Source organism: Dietzia timorensis (assembly GCF_001659785.1).
GTDB classification, from domain to species: Bacteria; Actinomycetota; Actinomycetes; order Mycobacteriales; family Mycobacteriaceae; genus Dietzia; species Dietzia timorensis.
Genome location: NZ_CP015961.1, coordinates 616,946 through 633,520 on the forward strand (window position 1 = coordinate 616,946; position 16,575 = coordinate 633,520).

At 69.1% G+C, this 16,575-nt stretch carries 13 protein-coding genes and 1 tRNA gene; 7 read left to right on the forward strand and 7 right to left on the reverse strand.

The genetic code is table 11. From position 1 onward, the window contains the following. Positions 1 to 6 precede the first annotated feature (6 nt). The 3 genes from BJL86_RS02880 (at position 7) to BJL86_RS02890 (ending at position 2,778) form a co-directional block, all read left to right on the forward strand. Positions 7 to 1,272, forward strand: a complete 1,266-nt coding sequence (locus BJL86_RS02880; RefSeq protein ID WP_075844808.1) for a DNA polymerase III subunit delta' — start codon at positions 7 to 9, stop codon at positions 1,270 to 1,272. 88 nt (positions 1,273 to 1,360) lie between these two features. Beyond that, positions 1,361 to 1,436, forward strand: a tRNA-Thr gene (locus BJL86_RS02885). A 163-nt stretch (positions 1,437 to 1,599) separates the two neighbouring features. Then, the gene (locus BJL86_RS02890; RefSeq protein WP_067476366.1) at positions 1,600 to 2,778 is read left to right on the forward strand and encodes a low temperature requirement protein A; all 1,179 of its coding nucleotides are present in this window, start codon (positions 1,600 to 1,602) and stop codon (positions 2,776 to 2,778) included. Here the strand turns inward: BJL86_RS02890 and BJL86_RS02895 are convergent. The 3 genes from BJL86_RS02895 to BJL86_RS02905 form a co-directional block, all read right to left on the reverse strand. After that, on the reverse strand, positions 2,745 to 3,242 hold the full coding sequence (locus BJL86_RS02895; RefSeq protein ID WP_156515383.1) for a hypothetical protein: 498 nt from the start codon (positions 3,240 to 3,242) through the stop codon (positions 2,745 to 2,747). The genes BJL86_RS02890 and BJL86_RS02895 overlap by 34 nt on opposite strands. A 77-nt stretch (positions 3,243 to 3,319) precedes the next feature. Continuing rightward, positions 3,320 to 4,192, reverse strand: coding sequence for an HNH endonuclease family protein (locus BJL86_RS02900; protein ID WP_331710402.1), 873 nt, complete (start codon positions 4,190 to 4,192; stop codon positions 3,320 to 3,322). Between the two features lie 70 nt (positions 4,193 to 4,262). Beyond that, positions 4,263 to 5,855, reverse strand: a complete 1,593-nt coding sequence (locus BJL86_RS02905) for a glycerol-3-phosphate dehydrogenase/oxidase (protein ID WP_067476362.1) — start codon at positions 5,853 to 5,855, stop codon at positions 4,263 to 4,265. Between the two features lie 165 nt (positions 5,856 to 6,020). Here BJL86_RS02905 and BJL86_RS02910 point away from each other — a divergent pair, with 165 nt between their 5' ends. From BJL86_RS02910 to BJL86_RS02920, 3 genes are all read left to right on the forward strand, one after another. Then, positions 6,021 to 7,871 carry a hypothetical protein gene (locus BJL86_RS02910; RefSeq protein ID WP_083657615.1) on the forward strand — a complete coding sequence of 617 codons (1,851 nt, stop codon included), beginning with the start codon at positions 6,021 to 6,023 and terminating at the stop codon, positions 7,869 to 7,871. Between the two features lie 176 nt (positions 7,872 to 8,047). Further along, complete coding sequence (locus tag BJL86_RS02915) at positions 8,048 to 10,420, forward strand: DUF6541 family protein (RefSeq protein WP_067476492.1); 2,373 nt, start codon at positions 8,048 to 8,050, stop codon at positions 10,418 to 10,420. A 116-nt stretch (positions 10,421 to 10,536) separates the two neighbouring features. After that, complete coding sequence (locus BJL86_RS02920; RefSeq protein WP_067476489.1) at positions 10,537 to 11,427, forward strand: cation diffusion facilitator family transporter; 891 nt, start codon at positions 10,537 to 10,539, stop codon at positions 11,425 to 11,427. A 66-nt stretch (positions 11,428 to 11,493) separates the two neighbouring features. Here the strand turns inward: BJL86_RS02920 and BJL86_RS02925 are convergent, their stop codons facing one another. The 4 genes from BJL86_RS02925 to BJL86_RS02940 all read right to left on the reverse strand — a co-directional run bounded on the left by BJL86_RS02925 (position 11,494) and on the right by BJL86_RS02940 (position 15,447). Continuing rightward, positions 11,494 to 12,180, reverse strand: a complete 687-nt coding sequence (locus tag BJL86_RS02925; protein WP_156515388.1) for a hypothetical protein — start codon at positions 12,178 to 12,180, stop codon at positions 11,494 to 11,496. 62 nt (positions 12,181 to 12,242) lie between these two features. Next, complete coding sequence (locus BJL86_RS02930; protein WP_075844809.1) at positions 12,243 to 14,270, reverse strand: alpha/beta hydrolase; 2,028 nt, start codon at positions 14,268 to 14,270, stop codon at positions 12,243 to 12,245. Continuing rightward, positions 14,267 to 14,695, reverse strand: coding sequence for a DUF2304 domain-containing protein (locus tag BJL86_RS02935; RefSeq protein WP_067478118.1), 429 nt, complete (start codon positions 14,693 to 14,695; stop codon positions 14,267 to 14,269). The genes BJL86_RS02930 and BJL86_RS02935 overlap by 4 nt, the downstream gene beginning before the upstream one ends. Next, on the reverse strand, positions 14,695 to 15,447 hold the full coding sequence (locus BJL86_RS02940; protein ID WP_067478106.1) for a glycosyltransferase family 2 protein: 753 nt from the start codon (positions 15,445 to 15,447) through the stop codon (positions 14,695 to 14,697). Before BJL86_RS02940 ends, BJL86_RS02935 begins: the two co-directional genes overlap by 1 nt. Before the next feature lie 181 nt (positions 15,448 to 15,628). On the opposite strand from BJL86_RS02940, the gene BJL86_RS02945 reads away from it, so the two are divergent. Then, positions 15,629 to 16,525, forward strand: coding sequence for a glycosyltransferase family 2 protein (locus tag BJL86_RS02945; protein WP_067478102.1), 897 nt, complete (start codon positions 15,629 to 15,631; stop codon positions 16,523 to 16,525). The last annotated feature ends 50 nt before the right edge of the window (positions 16,526 to 16,575 follow it).

The following is a 16,575-nucleotide window of genomic DNA, read 5'->3' on the forward strand; positions in this document are numbered from 1 at the left end:
TGACCCATGGAATCCGTGGCCGCCGAGGAGATCGCCGTCGGGCCGGTGTTCAACGCGCTGGCCGGGCAGCCGGAGGTGCGCTCTGCGCTCTCGCGTGCGGCGTGGGAGTCCCGGCAGTGGGTGTCCGGCGAGCGGACCGCACGCGAGATGCGCGCCCAGGCCGAATCCGCAGTCGGTGCGATGACCCACGCGTGGCTGTTCACCGGTCCCCCCGGTTCCGGGCGCACGGTCGCGGCGCGCGCCTTCGCCGCCGCGCTGCAGTGCACCGACCCGGACACCGTCGGCTGCGGGGAATGTCGCGGCTGCACGACGGCACTCGCAGGCACCCACGCCGATGTGCATTTCGCCCGCACCGAGCGCCTGTCGCTCCAGCTGGCGGACGTGCGCGGGATCATCGAGCGTGGCAATTCGCGCCCGGTCAGCGGGAATTTCTCGGTCGTCATCATCGAGGACGCCGACCGGCTCACCGAGCAGGCCGGCAACGCCCTGCTCAAGGTCATCGAGGAGCCTTCGGGCCGCGCGATCTTCATCCTGTGCACGCCGACGGACGATCCGGCGGATGTGATGGTGACGCTGCGCTCGCGCTCGCGGCACGTCTACCTGCGCACGCCGAGCGCCGAATCGGTGGCGACGGTACTACGGGCCGACGATTCGGTTCCCGCGGACAAGGTCGATTGGGCGGCCTCGGTGTCCGGCGGGCACGTGGGCCGCGCCCGCTGGCTGGCCACCGACGCCGACACGCGGGCGCGCCGCGAGCGCGTCGTCGAACTCGCGCTGGCGATGAATTCGCTGGGGCGCTCCCTGCCGCTCATCTCCTCGATCGTCTCGGATGCCGCCACGGGCGCGGCGGACCAGCACGCGGCGACGGACGAGCGCGAGGCAGCCGAGCTGGGTCAGGCGCTGGGCGCGGGCGGCACCGGCAAGGGGGCAGGCACTGCGACGCGCGGGACGAAGGGCGTGCTCAAGGAGCTCGAGGACAAGCAGAAACGCCGCCGTCAGCGCTCCACCCAGGACGCCCTCGATCTCGCACTCGTCGATATCGTGGGGCTGTACCGCGATGCCATCGTGCAGGCGACCGGAGCGCAGGTCGCGTTGCTGCACCCCGACTTCGGGGAACGCTCGGCCAAGCTGGGCCGCCATTACGGTGCGGCGCGCATGCTGCGCGCGGTGCGGGCGGTGCAGGACGCGCGTGAGGCGCTGCGGACGAACGTCAAGCCGCAGTACGCGCTCGCGGCCATGGCGGGTCGCGTGCAACAGGAGCTCAAGGTCTGAGAACCCGGCGGTTTTTCCCTCGGGCGGCCATACGCTAGGATTCTTCGATGGACCTTCCCGCACGGCATTCGCCGGTGCGAATGGCCCGGCCGCGTTAGCTCAGTCGGTAGAGCATTTCACTCGTAATGAAAAGGTCGTCGGTTCGATTCCGACACGCGGCTCCATCTCGGCGCCCCGTCAGATCGGGTTCTTCGGAACCTCGTCTGCCGGGGCGTTTCTCGTTAATAGGCGGCAAAGTCGTTCCCCTCGCGCGGCAGCATTGCACCACCTAATATCCCAGGGGTGACCGACACCGCACCCCGCAACAACCGCTTCTTTCTCGTACCGATGCGCCCGCGAGACGCGAGCGAATCCAACCGCGCGGCGAGCACGCTCGAATTGTTCTTCGACCTCGTCTTCGTGATTGCGGTGAGCCAGGCGAGCACATCGCTGCACCATATGCTCGCCGAAGGGGACTGGGCGGGCGGCCTGCCCCGGTACCTGCTCGCGTTCTTCGCCATCTGGTGGGCGTGGATGAACTTCACCTGGTTCTCCACCTCGTTCGACACCGACGACTGGCTCTACCGCGTGCTCACGATCGCGCAAATGGGCGGGGTGCTGCTGTTCGCCGCGGGCATCGAACCGATGTTCACCGAGGACTCCTTCGCGCTCATGATCGCCGGGTACGTCGTCATGCGCATCGCCATGGTCCTGCAGTGGCTGCGCGCGGCCACCGGCGGCGGCCCGACGCGGCGCACGGCGCTGGTCTACGCCGCGGGCATCGCCATCGCGCAGGCGCTGTGGGTGGCGTGGCTGTTCGTTCCGGAATCGCCGGCGCGGACCGCGTTCCTCATCGTTCTGGTTCTGTGCGAGATCGCTGTTCCCGTCGTGGCGGAGTCGGCGGGCCGTGCGAGGACGCCGTGGCATCCCGAGCACATCACCGAGCGCTACGGTTGTTTCACGCTCATCCTGCTCGGCGAGAGCCTCCTCGGTTCCGCCAATGCGGTGTTTTCCGCGCGCGCGGACGTCGACTCGCTGACGAGCCTCGTCGAGCTGGCGGTGCTCGCTCTCATCGTCACCGCCTCGCTGTGGTGGATCTACTTCTGGCCGCCGCACCACCGCGCGATCGGCAGCTTCGCGAGCTCGCTGCGCTACGGCTACGTGCACTACATCGTCTTCGCAGCGGCGGGCGCCTTCTCCGCGGGAATCGAGGTCGAGATCGCGGTGCTCACCGGCGAATCCGAGCTGTTCGAGCTCGCGGCGTCGTTCACCGTGACGATCCCCATCGCCGTGTTCATCCTCGGCATCTGGTGGATTGCCTTCCGCGGCAACGCGGACCGGGTCGTCAACACCGTCGTCCCGGCGGGCGCGCTGCTCGTCCTCCTCGATCCGCTCATTCCGGTGCCGATCGCGTTGTCCACGATCGTGTGCATCGCCATCGTCGCGGTGCTCGTCGTGCGCCGGCCCGTGCCCGAGGACGAGCTACCGAACGATCAGCTGTCCGACCAGGCCGACGCGTCGGCGTAGACGAACGTGCCGGGCCCGCCGCCGGGCGAGGTCTCGCCGGCGTGGCTCGGGAAGTTGTACGGCAGCTTCACCAATTTGTGGGGCGTGCCCTCGCGGTCGGCCTGCCAGCAATCGAGTGTGACGCCGTGGAATGAAGTGCACACGACGCGCGTGGAAAGCCCGAACGGGGAAATGATGCGGTCGGCGGCAAGCCCGACATTCCAGAACTCCGGGCTCTCCGGGGTGAGAAGATCGTCTCGGTCGACACCGCCGGTGGGGTCATCCGGGTTCGGGGGCTCGGGCCATTCGTCGACCGGTGAGCCGGCGGACAGCGAATCGATCGAGCCCACCGAGCCCAAGTCGAACGAGCCGGTCTGTGCGGTCGCCGCGGGAGCGAGGAGCGCCGAACCGGCGACCGCGAGAGCGGCGGCGCAGCCGCCGATGCGTGCGCGGCGAGAGAGAGCTCGGGTCTGGATGCGCGACATGAGATGTCCTTTCCGTCGCAGGAGAGCCAACATGTATTGCATCGCGCAATACAACTTCGTTGTTACCCCGGCCGGGGCTAGCAGCGCGAGAGTTCGCGGTCCATGGCATCGCGTTCGGCCGCCGTCACCCACAAGCGGTATTCCTGCTTGACGACGATCTGGCGGGCCACGTATTCGCAGCGGTAGCCGACATTCGGTGGGAGCCAGGTGGCCGCGTCGCCGTCTCCTTTTTGCGAATTGAGCGAGCCCTTGACTGCCTGGAGATTGAGGGGATCGTTGGCGAAATTGCGGCGCTCTTCCTCGCTGAGCTGCTGCGCGCCCTTCTGCCAGGCGTCCGAGAGCGCGACCATATGGTCGATCTGCACGGCCTGCGAGGTGCCCTTACCGCGCTGGAATTCGATGAGTTCGGCGGAGAAGGGATCGGCGAGGGTGCCGGTGAGTACGACGCAGTCGCGCGTGCCCTCTTTGAAGACGATATTGTCCAGGTCCCGCGCGAGGATGTCATTGCGGGTGTCGCAGCCGTTGTGGCCGCCGGCAACCGTGACATCGTCGCTCCACGCCTGACCGAAGAGCTCGCGCTCGTAGCCTGTCTTCGGGGCGCGGCCCTTGACCTCGAGCATCGGCAACCCGATGCGGGCGGCATTAACGAGGTCGGCAGGTGCCCCGGAGGGCTGCGCGTCGGCAGGCGGCGGGGGAGCGGGCGCCTCCTCCGGTACCGGTGTCGGCTCGGGAGGAAGGGGCTCGGGCGCGGGCTCGTTCGGCTCGCCGGCGAAGGGATCGAAATCCGGGGAAGCGACTTCCATGTCCTCGCCCACGGGAGGGGCGTCGAGATCGAGCTCCGCGCAGCCGGCTAACGCGACCGTGAGCAGCGAAGCCAAGGCGGCGCCGGCGCGTGCCCGGCGGGAGAGGCGTCCGGTGGACGGGGTAGGAGAAGGTCGTCGGTCGAGCATGATTGGCAACTCTAGTAAGCGGCCCCGACACTCCGGTTCCGGCGATCAGTGTGTGGCCGCGATCGAGTCCCTACTTGGGTTCGATGCCCGCGAGGATGAGCAGCTCGTTCGCGGCCGGCTCGGCGGCGGCGCGATCATCTGGGATGAGGCCGAGGCGGAAGCGGCGGTCGAGCAGATCGGCCACCGTTGCGACGCCCTCGCTGCGGATGGCGAACTCGAACTCGGCGCGCGTGATGTCGATACCCTCGGCGACGTTGTCCAGTGGCCGGTCGCAGGTCGCGGAGCGAACCACCGTGGGGGTCTCGCGGCCGAAGCGGCGCACCATCGACGCCGGGTAGCCGATGAGGTCGGCGCCGCTGACCTTGGCGAACGCCGGATTACCGGGAGCGCCCACGAGCGGTAGGTTCTTGGTCGCGCATTCGTGGAAGCGGCCGGGGCCGCCGCCGATCCGCTCGATGACCTTGTCCACGGTTTCCTCGGCCATGAGCCGATATTCGGTGAGCTTCCCGCCGGTCACGGTGATGAGCCCGTTTTCGGAAGTGAGGATCGCGTGGTCGCGGGAGAGGTCGGAGGTGTCGTCGCCGTCTCCCTCCATGGAGATCAGCGGCCGGAGTCCGGCATAAGCACCGGCGACGTCATCCATTGTGAGTTTTGTGCCGAGCCCGCGGTTGACGACATCGAGCACCCACTGGACATCGTCCTCGGGCGCGTCGGGCACATCCGGGATCTCGCCCGGCTGGTCGACGTCGGTGAGACCGATGAAGCAGCGGCCCAGCTCCTGCGGAAGAACGAAGCAATAACGGCTGGTCGAGCCGGGTACGGGCACCGTGAGTGCGCCTTCGGGATTGCCGAGCTTCTCCGAGCGCACGACGACGTGGGTGCCGCGGGAGGGTCGCACGCGAATGTCGGACTGGAGCTCCCCGGCCCACACCCCGGTCGCGTTGACGACGGCGCGCGCCGCCACGGTGACCGGCTCGGCGCCCGGGTCCAGTTCGTCGCGCAACTCGACGGACTCGCCCGTCGCGGCGCTCGCCCGCGCATAGGTGAGCACGGTGGCGCCGTAGCCGGCGGCGGTGCGTGCGAGGGCGGTGACGAGCCGGGCATCGTCGACGAGTTGGCCGTCGACGTTGAGCAAACCGCCGCGCAGGCCCTTCGTCTCGACCGTCGGGCACAGCCGCTGCACCTCCGCCGGGCGCAGGAAGCGCGGACGCGGGAGCGTCTCCGAGCTGGTGCCCGAGGCGCGGCGCAGCATGTCGCCGGCGAGGAAACCGAGCCCCGGGAGCGTGCGCTGCGCGAGGCTCAGCGAATCGAGGAGCGGCACGACCTGGCTCAGCGCCCGGGTGAGGTGCGGCGCGGTACGTTCCATGAGAATCCCGCGCTCGGCGGCGCTGCGCAGCGCGACCCCCGCGTGACCCGTGCTGAGGTAGCGGAGTCCGCCGTGTGCGAGCTTCGACGACCACCGTGAGGTCCCGAAGGCGAGGTCGTGCGCCTCGACGAGGAGCACCGACATGCCGCGGGACGCCGCGTCGAGCGCGGTGCCTGCGCCCGTGACCCCGCCGCCGATGACGACGAGATCCCATGTCGTCGGTGATTCGCGCAGCTCGGAGAAGTTGGAAAGACGCCGGGCGGCCGACAGCTGGGAGGCGGGGGATGAGAATTCCATGGCAAAATCCTACGCAGTAGTAGGAACAGGGGAGTAGCGCGTATTCGCGTCGGCGCCCGGGACATGGTTGCCTATGCACTCAGGGCGCGCAGCCGTTGCCGTCGATCGCCCCGGTAACGTCGGCGCGAAGCCCGATGCGCACGCCCCCGCCGATCCGCCCCGCGAATGGAGCCCGCCATAACTTCCGCACCCACCCCTCCCGCCGCCCGCACCCGCCGCCTGCCCGGGACGGCCCTCGGCGCCTGCGTGGCCGTCGCGGTCGCTGCGTGGGTGGTGCGCTGCGTAGTGACGGCGGTCGGCTGGTTCTATTGGGACGATCTTTCGCTCTACGCCACGACCAAGACCGAATCGAATCCGTTCGCGCTGCTGCTGCGCGTGCACGACGGGCACGTGATGCCCGGCGCGTGGATCATCGAATGGCTGCTTGCGCACGCGGCGCCGCTGAACTGGGCCGCGGCCGTGGCCGTGGTGGCGTTGTTGCACGCGGTCGCGCTGGCCGCCGTCGGTCGGGCGCTGTGGATCCTCGCCGCGCTGCGCGGTGCATCGGTGAGCGCGGCGGCCGTCGCCGTTCCGCTCGCGCTCTACGGCTTCGCCCCACTCGTTCTGCCGGCCGGCACCTGGGTCGCGGCCTCTCTCAACGCTCTTCCGCTGCACGCGGCGCTGGCGCTCGGCGTCGCTCACATCGTCCGCGCCGTCTACGGCAACGCCGCCCACCCGGGGCGGGACGCTGCGGTCGCCGCCGTAGCCGTGGTTGCCGGCGGCTGCTTTACCGAGCGCGCCTTGTTCATCGTGCCCGCAGGGGTGCTCGTGCTTTTGGCGATGATGTTCGCCGGACGCGGGGCCGATAAGCCGGGAGCATGGGTGCGCGCGCTGGTGCCTCCGATTATCGCCACCGGGATCGGCGTGATCGTCTACTTCGTCGCTACGAGCGGCCAAGACCTGACGCCGCCGAACGAACCGTCCCTGCCCGGGGTCGGCGAGGCGCTCAAGAGCACCTACGTTGACGTCGTGCTGCCGGCGCTGGCCGGCGGCCCGTGGCAGTGGGACCGGTGGCACCCGGGCCCGCCGTTCGCGGACCCCTCGGCCCTTGCGATCGCCGCGGGCGTCGCCGTTGCCGCCGCGGTGCTCGCGTTCACCTATCTACGGAAGGGCGCTGGGGCGTGGCTGTGGATGCCCGTCGCCGCGTACCCGATCGCGCCGGCGCTCGCGCTGGCCTTCGCTCGCTCGGGCCCGGAAACCGCCGCGGTCGTCGCGAACACGATGCGCCATGTTTCCGAGCTCTCCGTGCTCATCGCGTTGTGCGCGACGCTCATCGCGACTTTCCCCGGGAAGCGCAGCGCGACCGGTGCCGACGTGGCCCGCGCTCCCGCGTGGCGAGTCGGCGCGGCGGTGGCTGCGGTCCTGCTGATCGCCTCGTCCGCCGTCACACATGTGTCGTATGCGCGGTCCTGGAGCGAGCAGCCCTCGCGGGACTACTTCGCGGGACTGCGCGATACCGCCGCCGAGCGAGGGGAGGGAAATCCGCTCCCCGACCAGGCAGTGGCGCTCGATGTGTTGCTTCCGGTGGTCGCGCCGAACCACATGCTCTCCCGGCTCGTCGACGGTGTACCCGGGTACCCGGAGATCCGAAACTGGGCGACCGACCCCGTGCTCCTCGGCGATGACGGGCGCCCGCGCGAGACCGAGATGCTCGAGCTGCGTCACATAGCGCAGGGGCCAGAAGAGGGCTGCGGGACGCGGATCCCCGCGGGATCCGGTCCGGCGCAGATCCCGCTCGACGGCCCGCTCATCGAGCGCGAATGGGTCGTCCAGCTCAACTACTTCACCTCCGCCGAAGGCACCGTCGATCTCTCACTCGGTAGCGGGGAGGCCGAAACGGTGCCCGTCACGGCGGGGCTCGGGCAGGTGACCGTACTCATCACCGGCGACGGGGAATCGCTCGGGGTCGCACCAAGCGCGGAGGTTGGCGACATGTGCGTCGCCTCGGGACCGATCGGCGGACTTCTCCCGAAGTGACCGGCGGCGCGGTAACGTCCGGTGCGGTGAGGGGAATTTAACCCGGGCAGCATTCCGGCACACCGCAGGCCGAGCGCCGCAGCGCGCGGGCCAAGAGCGATAATGGTGGGAGTGTCTAGACGCCCTGTGGCGTTGCCGGGCGAGAAGAAAGGGGCAAGCCGATCGTAATTGCAGTGATGCTCACGCTCACGGCGTTGATCGTCGTCCCGGGCTTCGTGATCTGCCTGCTCGGCGGGGTGCGCGTCGGTTATGCGCTGGTCGCCGCGATTCCCGTGTCCTACGGCGTCGTCTCGATCTCCTGCTTCGTGCTCGGGATGATGGAGATTCGTTGGAACCTGCTCACCTACGCCATCTCCGCGCTGATCGCGGCCGTGGTGGTGTGGCTTGTCGGGTCGATCGTGCGCGGGCCCCTGCGCCTCGGCCGCGGCCGCCGGTTCGGACTGTTCCGCGGGGCCGGGCGCCGGCGCAGGCGGCATGCCCGGGAGGAGGGCGTACTCGCCGAGGACGAGCTGTCGCCGCGCCGCAAGGATCCGCGCTCCGCGGTGTCCGATCATCCGGACTACGTGACCGGGTGGCGCTCGTGGATCTGGAAACTCGCGCCGTTCCTCGCGGTCGTCGTGTCCGCGTGGCTCATCGCGACGCTCGTGCTCAACCAGCTCGTCCACACCACGGGCGGGCTGTCCAACGTGTTCCAGGGCTGGGACGCGCACTGGCACGCGAACTACCTGCGCTTTATCGCCGAGACAGGGATCGCCTCGCCAGAGGACGCCGGGCTGCTGCACAACCAGGAGTCCCACACTCCGATGTACTATCCGAGCGCCTGGCATGCGATTGCCGCGCTCGTCTACAACCTCACCGGTGCGAACGTCGTAGAGACGTACAACCTCGTCCAGATCGGCGCCGCCGCGATCGCGTTCCCGCTCGGCGTCGCCTCCTTCACGTGGGTGATGTGCGCGCGCCGCATGGGGCGCATGCTCGCCTCGACGGCGGCCACCGCAGCGGCGCTGATGACCCCGCTGTTCCCGGGCCTTCCGTTCGTCGAGATGCGCGTCGCCGCGACACCCAGCGCGCTGTCCGCAGGCCTCGTCGGCGCGGTCGTGCTCATCATCATCGCCTCGACGAGACGCCCCGCGTGGTGCCTGCCCGCGGGTCTCGCACTCATCGGCGTCGGCGGGCTGCACCCTTCGGGCTTGGTGACGGCGGCGCTCATCGTCATCTTCTGGTGGCTCTTCGAAGCGTTGTGGCGACCGACCCGTGGCCGCTTCAGGGATCTGCTCTCGCTCGCGACGGTGGCGATACTCGGCATGCTCGTGCTCATTCCGCAGTTCCTGTCGATCTCGGCAAACGCGGAGGACATTTCGTCGTTCTCGTTCACCACCGGCGGCTCGCGCTGGATGACCTGGGTCGACTCGATCTCGCTGCAGGTGCGCCACGTCCGCGATTTCGGCGTGCGCTGGGTGGTACTCGCCATCGCGCTCCTCGGGCTCTTGGTGCTTATCCGCCGCGGCATCGTGTGGGCGCTCGCGCTGTGGGCGTTCTTCATCGTCGTGTGCGTCAACGCGATGCAGCCGATCGGCAACGTCGTCGGCGACGCGTTCCACCTCATCGGCAGCGTCTACTACAACGATCCGCGCCGCGTGGGCGTCGTGCTCGCCGTGATCGTCGCCGCGTGCGCCGGGCTCGGCATCGCCTCGTTCGCCCACTGGGTCGTATCCCAAATGGGAAAGCTCGTCGATCCGATCACCGATCCGTATGGCCGGGGCGCCGGTTCGATGAGGTACGCGGTGCTCATCGTCGTGGTCATCGGAACGACGGTGTGGTCGGCGCAATCCGCGCCGCTCTTCGCCGAGCGGGCGGCTACGGAGCAGCGATATGGCAAGCTCGTCGACACCCACGATCTGCGGGCGTTCGATTGGCTTGCCACGCAGCCGAAGGCGTACGACGGGACGATCCTCACCAACGCCAACGAGGGCAGCGGCTGGATGTACGCGACCAACGGGCTGCCGTCGATCTCCCGGCACTACCTCGACCCGCCGTTCACCGAGACCGGCACGAACCAGCTGCTCGACACCATCGATCTCGCGGGCCGGCTCAAGTGGACCGACGATGCGATCGACCGGCTGGACGTCAACTATGTGTACGTGAGCCCGCCGCCGCACTGGGGGTACCAGCCGTTCAACAAGGCGATGCTCGCCGCGTTCACCGCGCCCGGACTGCAGATGATCTACGCCGACCGGCAAATCCGGATCTACGCGGTCCGCGCCCACTTCTCACAGCAAGAGCTCGACCGGATGGTTGCCGATTCCCCGCACCCGCCGGGTATCGCGCAGGAATACACGCGAGAAACCGAACAGTCGCCGAGCGATGCGCCCGTGCCGAGTAGCGGGTCGGCGCCGAGCCCTGCGCAGCCGCCCGGCGGCGCTTCGACCCCGAGCGGCGCTCCGGCGACCAGTGGTGCGCCGGAGCCGAACGGTACACAGTCGAGCGGTAGTGCACCGGAGCCAAGTGGTGGGGGCGCGTCGCCGATGCCGCAATGGGCTGGGAACTAGACGACGCGTGGGCGCCTTGAGAGCCCGGGACCCAGTCCGCCTGAGTCACACATCATTCGGACCGATCGCCCGGGTGAGGGTGCGCACTGTGAAGGCACAGGCCTAAACTCCCCGACGTGTCGACTCTGAAGAAGTTCGCGTGGCTCTCGGTTGCCGCATCGGTGGTGACCATCGTGCTGAAGGCGGGCGCGTGGTGGCTCACCGGATCGGTGGGGCTGCTGTCCGATGCGGCCGAATCACTGGTCAACCTCGTTGCCTCGATCGTCGCGCTGATCGCGATAACGATCGCCGAACGCCCGGCCGACGACGATCACCAATTCGGGCACTCCAAAGCCGAGTACTTTTCCGCGGGCGTAGAGGGCGCGATGATTTTCGTCGCCGCGGGCTCGATCATCGTTCTCGCGGTCGAGCGATTACTCAATCCACTGGAACTCGAGCAACTCGGCATCGGTCTGCTCGTCTCCATTATCGCGTCGGTCATCAACGGCATCGTGGGCACGATGCTCATCCGCGCCGGACGGAAAAATCGCTCGGTGACGCTCACGGCCGACGGGAAACACCTGCTCACCGACGTCATAACCTCTATCGGTGTGGTGGTCGGAGTCGGTCTCGTCTGGCTTACCGGGTGGTCGGCTCTCGACCCGATCGTCGCCATCGGTGTGGGAATCAACATTTTGTTCGTCGGCGGCGGGCTGGTCCGGGAATCGGCGATGGGACTGATGGACGCCACCTTGTCGGATGAGGACAACGAGGCGATCGAGGCAGTGCTCGACAGTTATCGCCGCTCGGGAGAGGTCGACTTCCACGAGCTCCGCACCCGAGAATCGGGCGTGCGTCGATTCGTCGAATTCCACGTCCTCGTCCCCGGCTCGTGGAGCGTCGAACGCGCACACGATCTCGTCGAGAAGGTCGAGTCCGAGATACGGGACAGGCTCCCCGACTCACACATCGCCTCGCACATAGAACCGATCGAGGACGATCGCGCCTACAACGACGTGCACCTCTAGTCGGCGTGTGCCGATCCCACGGGTCGGCCCTGGAGGCCGGGCGACCGGGCAGCAGGCCCCGGGCCGCTAGTTGACGCCGGGCGCCTGCACCGCGCCTTCGCCGCCGCCCTGATTCGGCTGGCCGCCGCCGAGCTCCGTGCCGTCTGTGCCCTGATTGCCGCCGCCTTGGCCGCCGCCACCGCCGACGGGGACCTCGACCGTGACCGGAACCTCGCGAACGACCGTCACCTGCTGCGTCTGGGTCTGGACCACCGTCTGCGGCGCCGCGGACTGCGGGGTCTGGGTCACGGTCACCTGGTTGACCTCGGTGGCCACCGAGGTCACCGTCGACGCGGGCGCGGCCGGGGCGGCCGGAGCCGAGCTGCTCGGGCGTGCAGAGGATGACGTCGGGGTTGCGGCCGTGCTCTCGGACGTCGGGGCCTCGGACGACGACACTGCGGCGACATCAACGGGCTCCGCCTCGCCGGTCGCGTTCGCGTCTTCGTCGGAGCCGGAATGGTCGAGCCAGATGCCGAGGCCGATAGCGCCGGCAGAGGCCAAGGTGATGAGTGCGACCGCCGCATTCGTCGCGAAGTTCGCGAGCTTCGAATTGCCGCGGGAACGCGCCGGCGCGGGGGCGGGTCCTGCTTCGGCAGGGGAGGCGGAGTCCGGGGGATCGCCGGCTCCGACGTCATCCGACGAGGTGTCGCCCGTGGTGTCCGCTTCTGTGGCTTCCTGGGATTCGTCCGACGTGCCTGAATCTTTGCTGTTCACCTGGTCCCGCTTCGTCTTCCGCGCCGCGCGCATCGCCGAATCGATACGCTCCGCAGGGAATTCTACGGTCTCGGACCTGCCTCGTCCGCCGTGTGATGGTTTTGTCGCGAAAGTTTTCTGTCGACGAGCTGCCCGGGGCCGGCGACGACGATGGGCTCGTCGCGCGCCTCGGCGCCGGAACCCCCATCGCCGCGCCACAACTGCGCGCGAATATGCGAGATGGCCGTGCGCAGGAGGCGGCCGTCGAACTCGCGCCACGCGGCCGTGCCGCGCGCGACGATCGAGCGGCCGACGAACGGGACGACCTCACCGCCGACGATGACCTCGGCCATCTGCCAGAACGCGTCGGAGGAGCGGTCGAAGACGCCGCCGTGCCCGCGCGTGCCGTACATCACCTCGCCGGTGTCGAAGTATCCCGAATCCAGGCGCTGCACGCCGTCCATGATGTCGGCGGTGCTCGCGCCGGGGTAGCGCAGCCCGTTGCGTATCTGCATGAGCTCGATGGGATCGCCGGGCACGGTGATCGAATAGCGGCGGACCGCCGGCGCCCGGTTGCGCCACTGCGAAGCAGAGCGCACGTCGATTCCGGCGCTGGGGCTGGCCACGTAGATCACCCGATCGGCCCACAGCCCGAGCGTTTCCGCGGTGCCGACGACCCCGCCGCCGAAGGAATGGCCGATGGCGGTGACGGGCAGGCGCGCAGGTGCGGCGGCGTCCGCGCCGCGCCCGAGCGTGGCGAGGTGCGCCTGGACATCGAGCGAGAAACGGGCGAGCAGCGGCGCCATGGCGAGCGTGAACACCGGGTCGCCGGACTCGATCCACATGTCCTGCGGGAAGTGCCCGCCGAGGAACACGAGCGTCGCGATACGGCCCTCGCCGGCGGCGACGAAATGCTCGGCGACCTCGGTGTTCACGTGGCTCATCTCGAGGTTGGTGCCGGTGCCGGGTACGTACAACGCGAGGCCGTCGGCCGTGACGGGATCACCGACGAGCTCGACCATCTGCCCCGGCCCGGTGGGATCGAAGGCGACGAACCGGCGTCGCGACGGCACGCCGCTGACCGGGTCGGCGCGCAGCCGGTCCATCGCATGCAGCCGGTCGATGATGATCGTCCCGCCACGCCCGGCGAGTCGCTCGCGCTGCGCCGCGCGACGCACCGCGATGGCGTTGGCGGCGATGCGCGTGTCCCAGTCGAGCCCGGCGAGGTTGCCGGTGGCCTCCGGGTCGCCGAGTACCGCGATCACGCGGTCGCGCGCGGGAAGGTCGAGGTGAACGGTGGCCGCCGGCTCGAGGTCGCGCAACGCGGCCGGCATGGGTGGAAACGGCCGCGCGCCGTCATACAGCGATTCGAGCAGCGGCGCTGCGAGGCGAGCGAGAGCGCGTGCCGGGTGCGCGCTCTGCACCGGGCGCCCACCTGGGGCGGCATCGGACCCGGCTGCCCCGGCGGCGGCCTCGCCGGCGGCCCCGGCGGCGCCCTCGCGGGCGGCCTCCTCGGGCGTGCGCGCGTGGCGGAGCTGATGCGCAGCGAGCTCCCCGAGCGCCGTCGCCGCGAGGTGCAGCGCCGCAGACTGCGCCAACACGGTGCGCTCCAGCCCGCGCAACTCCCGTTCGAGGCTTTGGTGCTCGATGACGCCGGACTGCGCCGCCTGCGTGGCGGCCACGGCGAGCAGATCGCAGGACCGGGTGAGCTCGGCCGAGAGGATGTCGAGCGGTCGCAGCGGCCCGCCGGGCGCGAAGAGCGCGCCCCGCGCGGTGGCGTATTCGGCCCTCGGCGGCGGTTGGAAGTGGCCCTCGCCGTGCGGGTCGAGCTCTCCGGCGAGGGCGTCGATCCGCGCGGTGACGGCCTCCGCCGCGGCGCCGACCGGGCGCAGCCAGACCTCCGGCGAGCGCCAGGCCTCCGGCGAGCGCCAGGCCTCCGGCGAGCGCGCCGTGCCCGGTTCGGGGCCGGACTCGGCGACCTGCGCGCGGCGCTCTCCGCCGTCATCGGAAATCGTTGCGCCGAGCGCCTCGCGGATGCCGCCGGCAATGTACGAAAGGCGCGCGCCGAGGTCGGCGGTCGAGCGGTCGGTGGAGCGCGTGGGTGAGGTCACGAGCCGGGCTGGCCGTCGGACGGGCGCACGTTCTCCGTTCCTGTGTCGGGAGCGGAAGCGGGAGCCGCGGAGAACGGAGATGCGCCGGGCATCGATTCGCCGGGACGCACCGCGTTCTGCAGCGCGACCGCGCGGGCGAGGCGCGCGTAGCGCAGGTCCTGCTCGCGGAACCGAACATACGTAGAGACCGTGACGAACGCGAACGCCATGATGAGGATGTACAGCAGCAGGTCGGTGCCGCGACCGATGCCGATCTGGTTGGCGAGCCACGTGAGGTCGTCGGGGCGGATCACCGCGTAGAGGCCGCCGAGAAGAAACACGACGAAGCCCATCTTGACGCCGGCCTTCGCGCGCGCCTTGCGGCGGTTCGACAGGAAGAACGCGACCAGCCCGACGCCGGCGAGGAGAAGCAGGATCTTGACTATCACGGCAGCCTCTTTCCGACGAGACCGTCCGAGAGGATATTGACGCCGTTGAGCAGCGACTGGCCCTTCGACATCGAGTATTCGGTGTAGAGGATGTCGACGGGCTGCTCGCCGACGCGCCAGCCCTCCGAGTCCATGAGCGCGACAAACTCGCTGGCGTGCGACATCCCGTTCATGCGGAGGTTGAGGCCCTCGGCGACCGTGCGGTTGAACACGCGCAGCCCGTTGTGGGCGTCGGTGAGGCCAAGCCGGCGCGTGCGCGGAGAGAGCAACACGACGGTCTTGAGCACGATCCGCTTGATGAGTGGGACCTGGTCATCGCCGCTATCGTCGCGGTCTCGGCCGAAGCGGGTACCGACGACGATGTCGAGCGGTTCGGTGCGCAGACGCTCGACCATCGCGAGAACGTCCTTGACCTGGTGCTGGCCGTCCGCGTCGAAGGTGACGAAGTACTGCGCGCCTGGCTGGGCGCGAGCGTATTCAACGCCGGTCTGGATGGCCGCGCCCTGCCCGAGATTCACCGGATGCTGGACGAGATGCGCGCCGGCGGCGTGGATCGCGGCCGCGGAATCATCGGCCGAGCCATCGTCGACGGCCACGATGTTGGGGAAGGTCTCTCGCGCGCCGCGGAGCACGTCCTCGATGACCGTGCCCTCGTTGAAGCAGGGCACCACGAGCCACACGTCGCGGTTGCCCGCGTCGCGCTTGTTGTCTGTGTCCGGAATTTTGCCCGGGGAAATCTCGCCGCTCATTTCGGGTCGATACTATGCCAAATGAGGCAAAAAGACGCGCACCGCGTGCAAGATTGTGCACATGGCCACGCGTCGCTGCCACGAAAAGGGTGGGGACGCGCGGACCAACAGTGTGCGACGACCGAACACGCGTAGGGTGAGCACCCGCATGCCCACGCGGAGAAGGGAACCGGGAAACTACATGTCCATCGATGTGATGCTGCCGTATTACGGCGACGTCGACCACTTCAAGAAGGCCGTCGACAGCGTCGTGGCGCAGAGCTTCACCGACTTCCGACTCATCGTGGTCGACGACGGCTTCCCGGACCCCGAACCCGCCCGCTACATGGGCGAAATAGCGGCGCGGGATTCGCGTGTGACGTACGAGAAGAACGAGGTCAACCTCGGCGCGAACGGCAATTACCGCAAATGTCTCGGCATGGTCTCCGCGCCCACGGTGGTCGTGATGGGCGCGGACGACATCATGCTCCCCGGCTACCTGCAGGCCGTGCACGATGGCTTCGCGGCGCAGCCTGACGCCGCCGTATTCGAATGCGGTGTCGCCGTGATCGACGAGAACGGCGCACCCGCGAATTCGCTCGCCGACGCCGTCAAGGCGTGGAACTCCCCGCTGTCGAATCCGAACGGCCGCAAGGTACTCGGCGGTGAGGACCTCATGGTCTCGCTGATGCACGGCAACTGGACGTACTTCCCGTCGCTCGCGTGGAATGCCGAGTGGATCGGGCAGATCGGCTTCCGGGAGGGTCTTGACGTCGTGCAGGACCTCGCCCTCCTGGTCGACACGATTTCCGCCGGCGGCAAGATGGTCATCGATCCGACCCTCGCGTTCCTGTACCGCCGCCATTCGGCGTCGGACTCCTCGGTCCGCGCGCTCGACGGCCGCCGTTTCGCCGAGGAGTCCCGCTTCTTCGCGGGCGAGGCGAAGACCTTCGCCGACCGCGGCTGGAAGAAGGCCGCCCGTGCCGCACGCCTCCACTGGACCTCACGTCTCAATGCGGCCACGCTGCTCCCGACCGCGCTCAAGGCCGGCAAGCTCCGCGAGGGCGGGCCGAAGCTCGTCCGCCACATCTTCGGGTAGCCCGCGCGCCGCGGACCCGTGCCGCGGTGCAGCGAATTTCCGTTGTACCG

Coding starts and splice junctions, on each gene's coding strand:
- BJL86_RS02895 (WP_156515383.1), bottom strand. CDS start 3,242: ATGTCGCGCATCCAGACCCGAGCTCTCTCTCGCCGCGCACGCATCGGC.
- BJL86_RS02910 (WP_083657615.1), top strand. CDS start 6,021: ATGGAGCCCGCCATAACTTCCGCACCCACCCCTCCCGCCGCCCGCACC.
- BJL86_RS02900 (WP_331710402.1), bottom strand. CDS start 4,192: ATGCTCGACCGACGACCTTCTCCTACCCCGTCCACCGGACGCCTCTCC.
- BJL86_RS02945 (WP_067478102.1), top strand. CDS start 15,629: ATGTCCATCGATGTGATGCTGCCGTATTACGGCGACGTCGACCACTTC.
- BJL86_RS02940 (WP_067478106.1), bottom strand. CDS start 15,447: ATGAGCGGCGAGATTTCCCCGGGCAAAATTCCGGACACAGACAACAAG.
- BJL86_RS02880 (WP_075844808.1), top strand. CDS start 7: ATGGAATCCGTGGCCGCCGAGGAGATCGCCGTCGGGCCGGTGTTCAAC.
- BJL86_RS02890 (WP_067476366.1), top strand. CDS start 1,600: ATGCGCCCGCGAGACGCGAGCGAATCCAACCGCGCGGCGAGCACGCTC.
- BJL86_RS02905 (WP_067476362.1), bottom strand. CDS start 5,855: ATGGAATTCTCATCCCCCGCCTCCCAGCTGTCGGCCGCCCGGCGTCTT.
- BJL86_RS02915 (WP_067476492.1), top strand. CDS start 8,048: ATGCTCACGCTCACGGCGTTGATCGTCGTCCCGGGCTTCGTGATCTGC.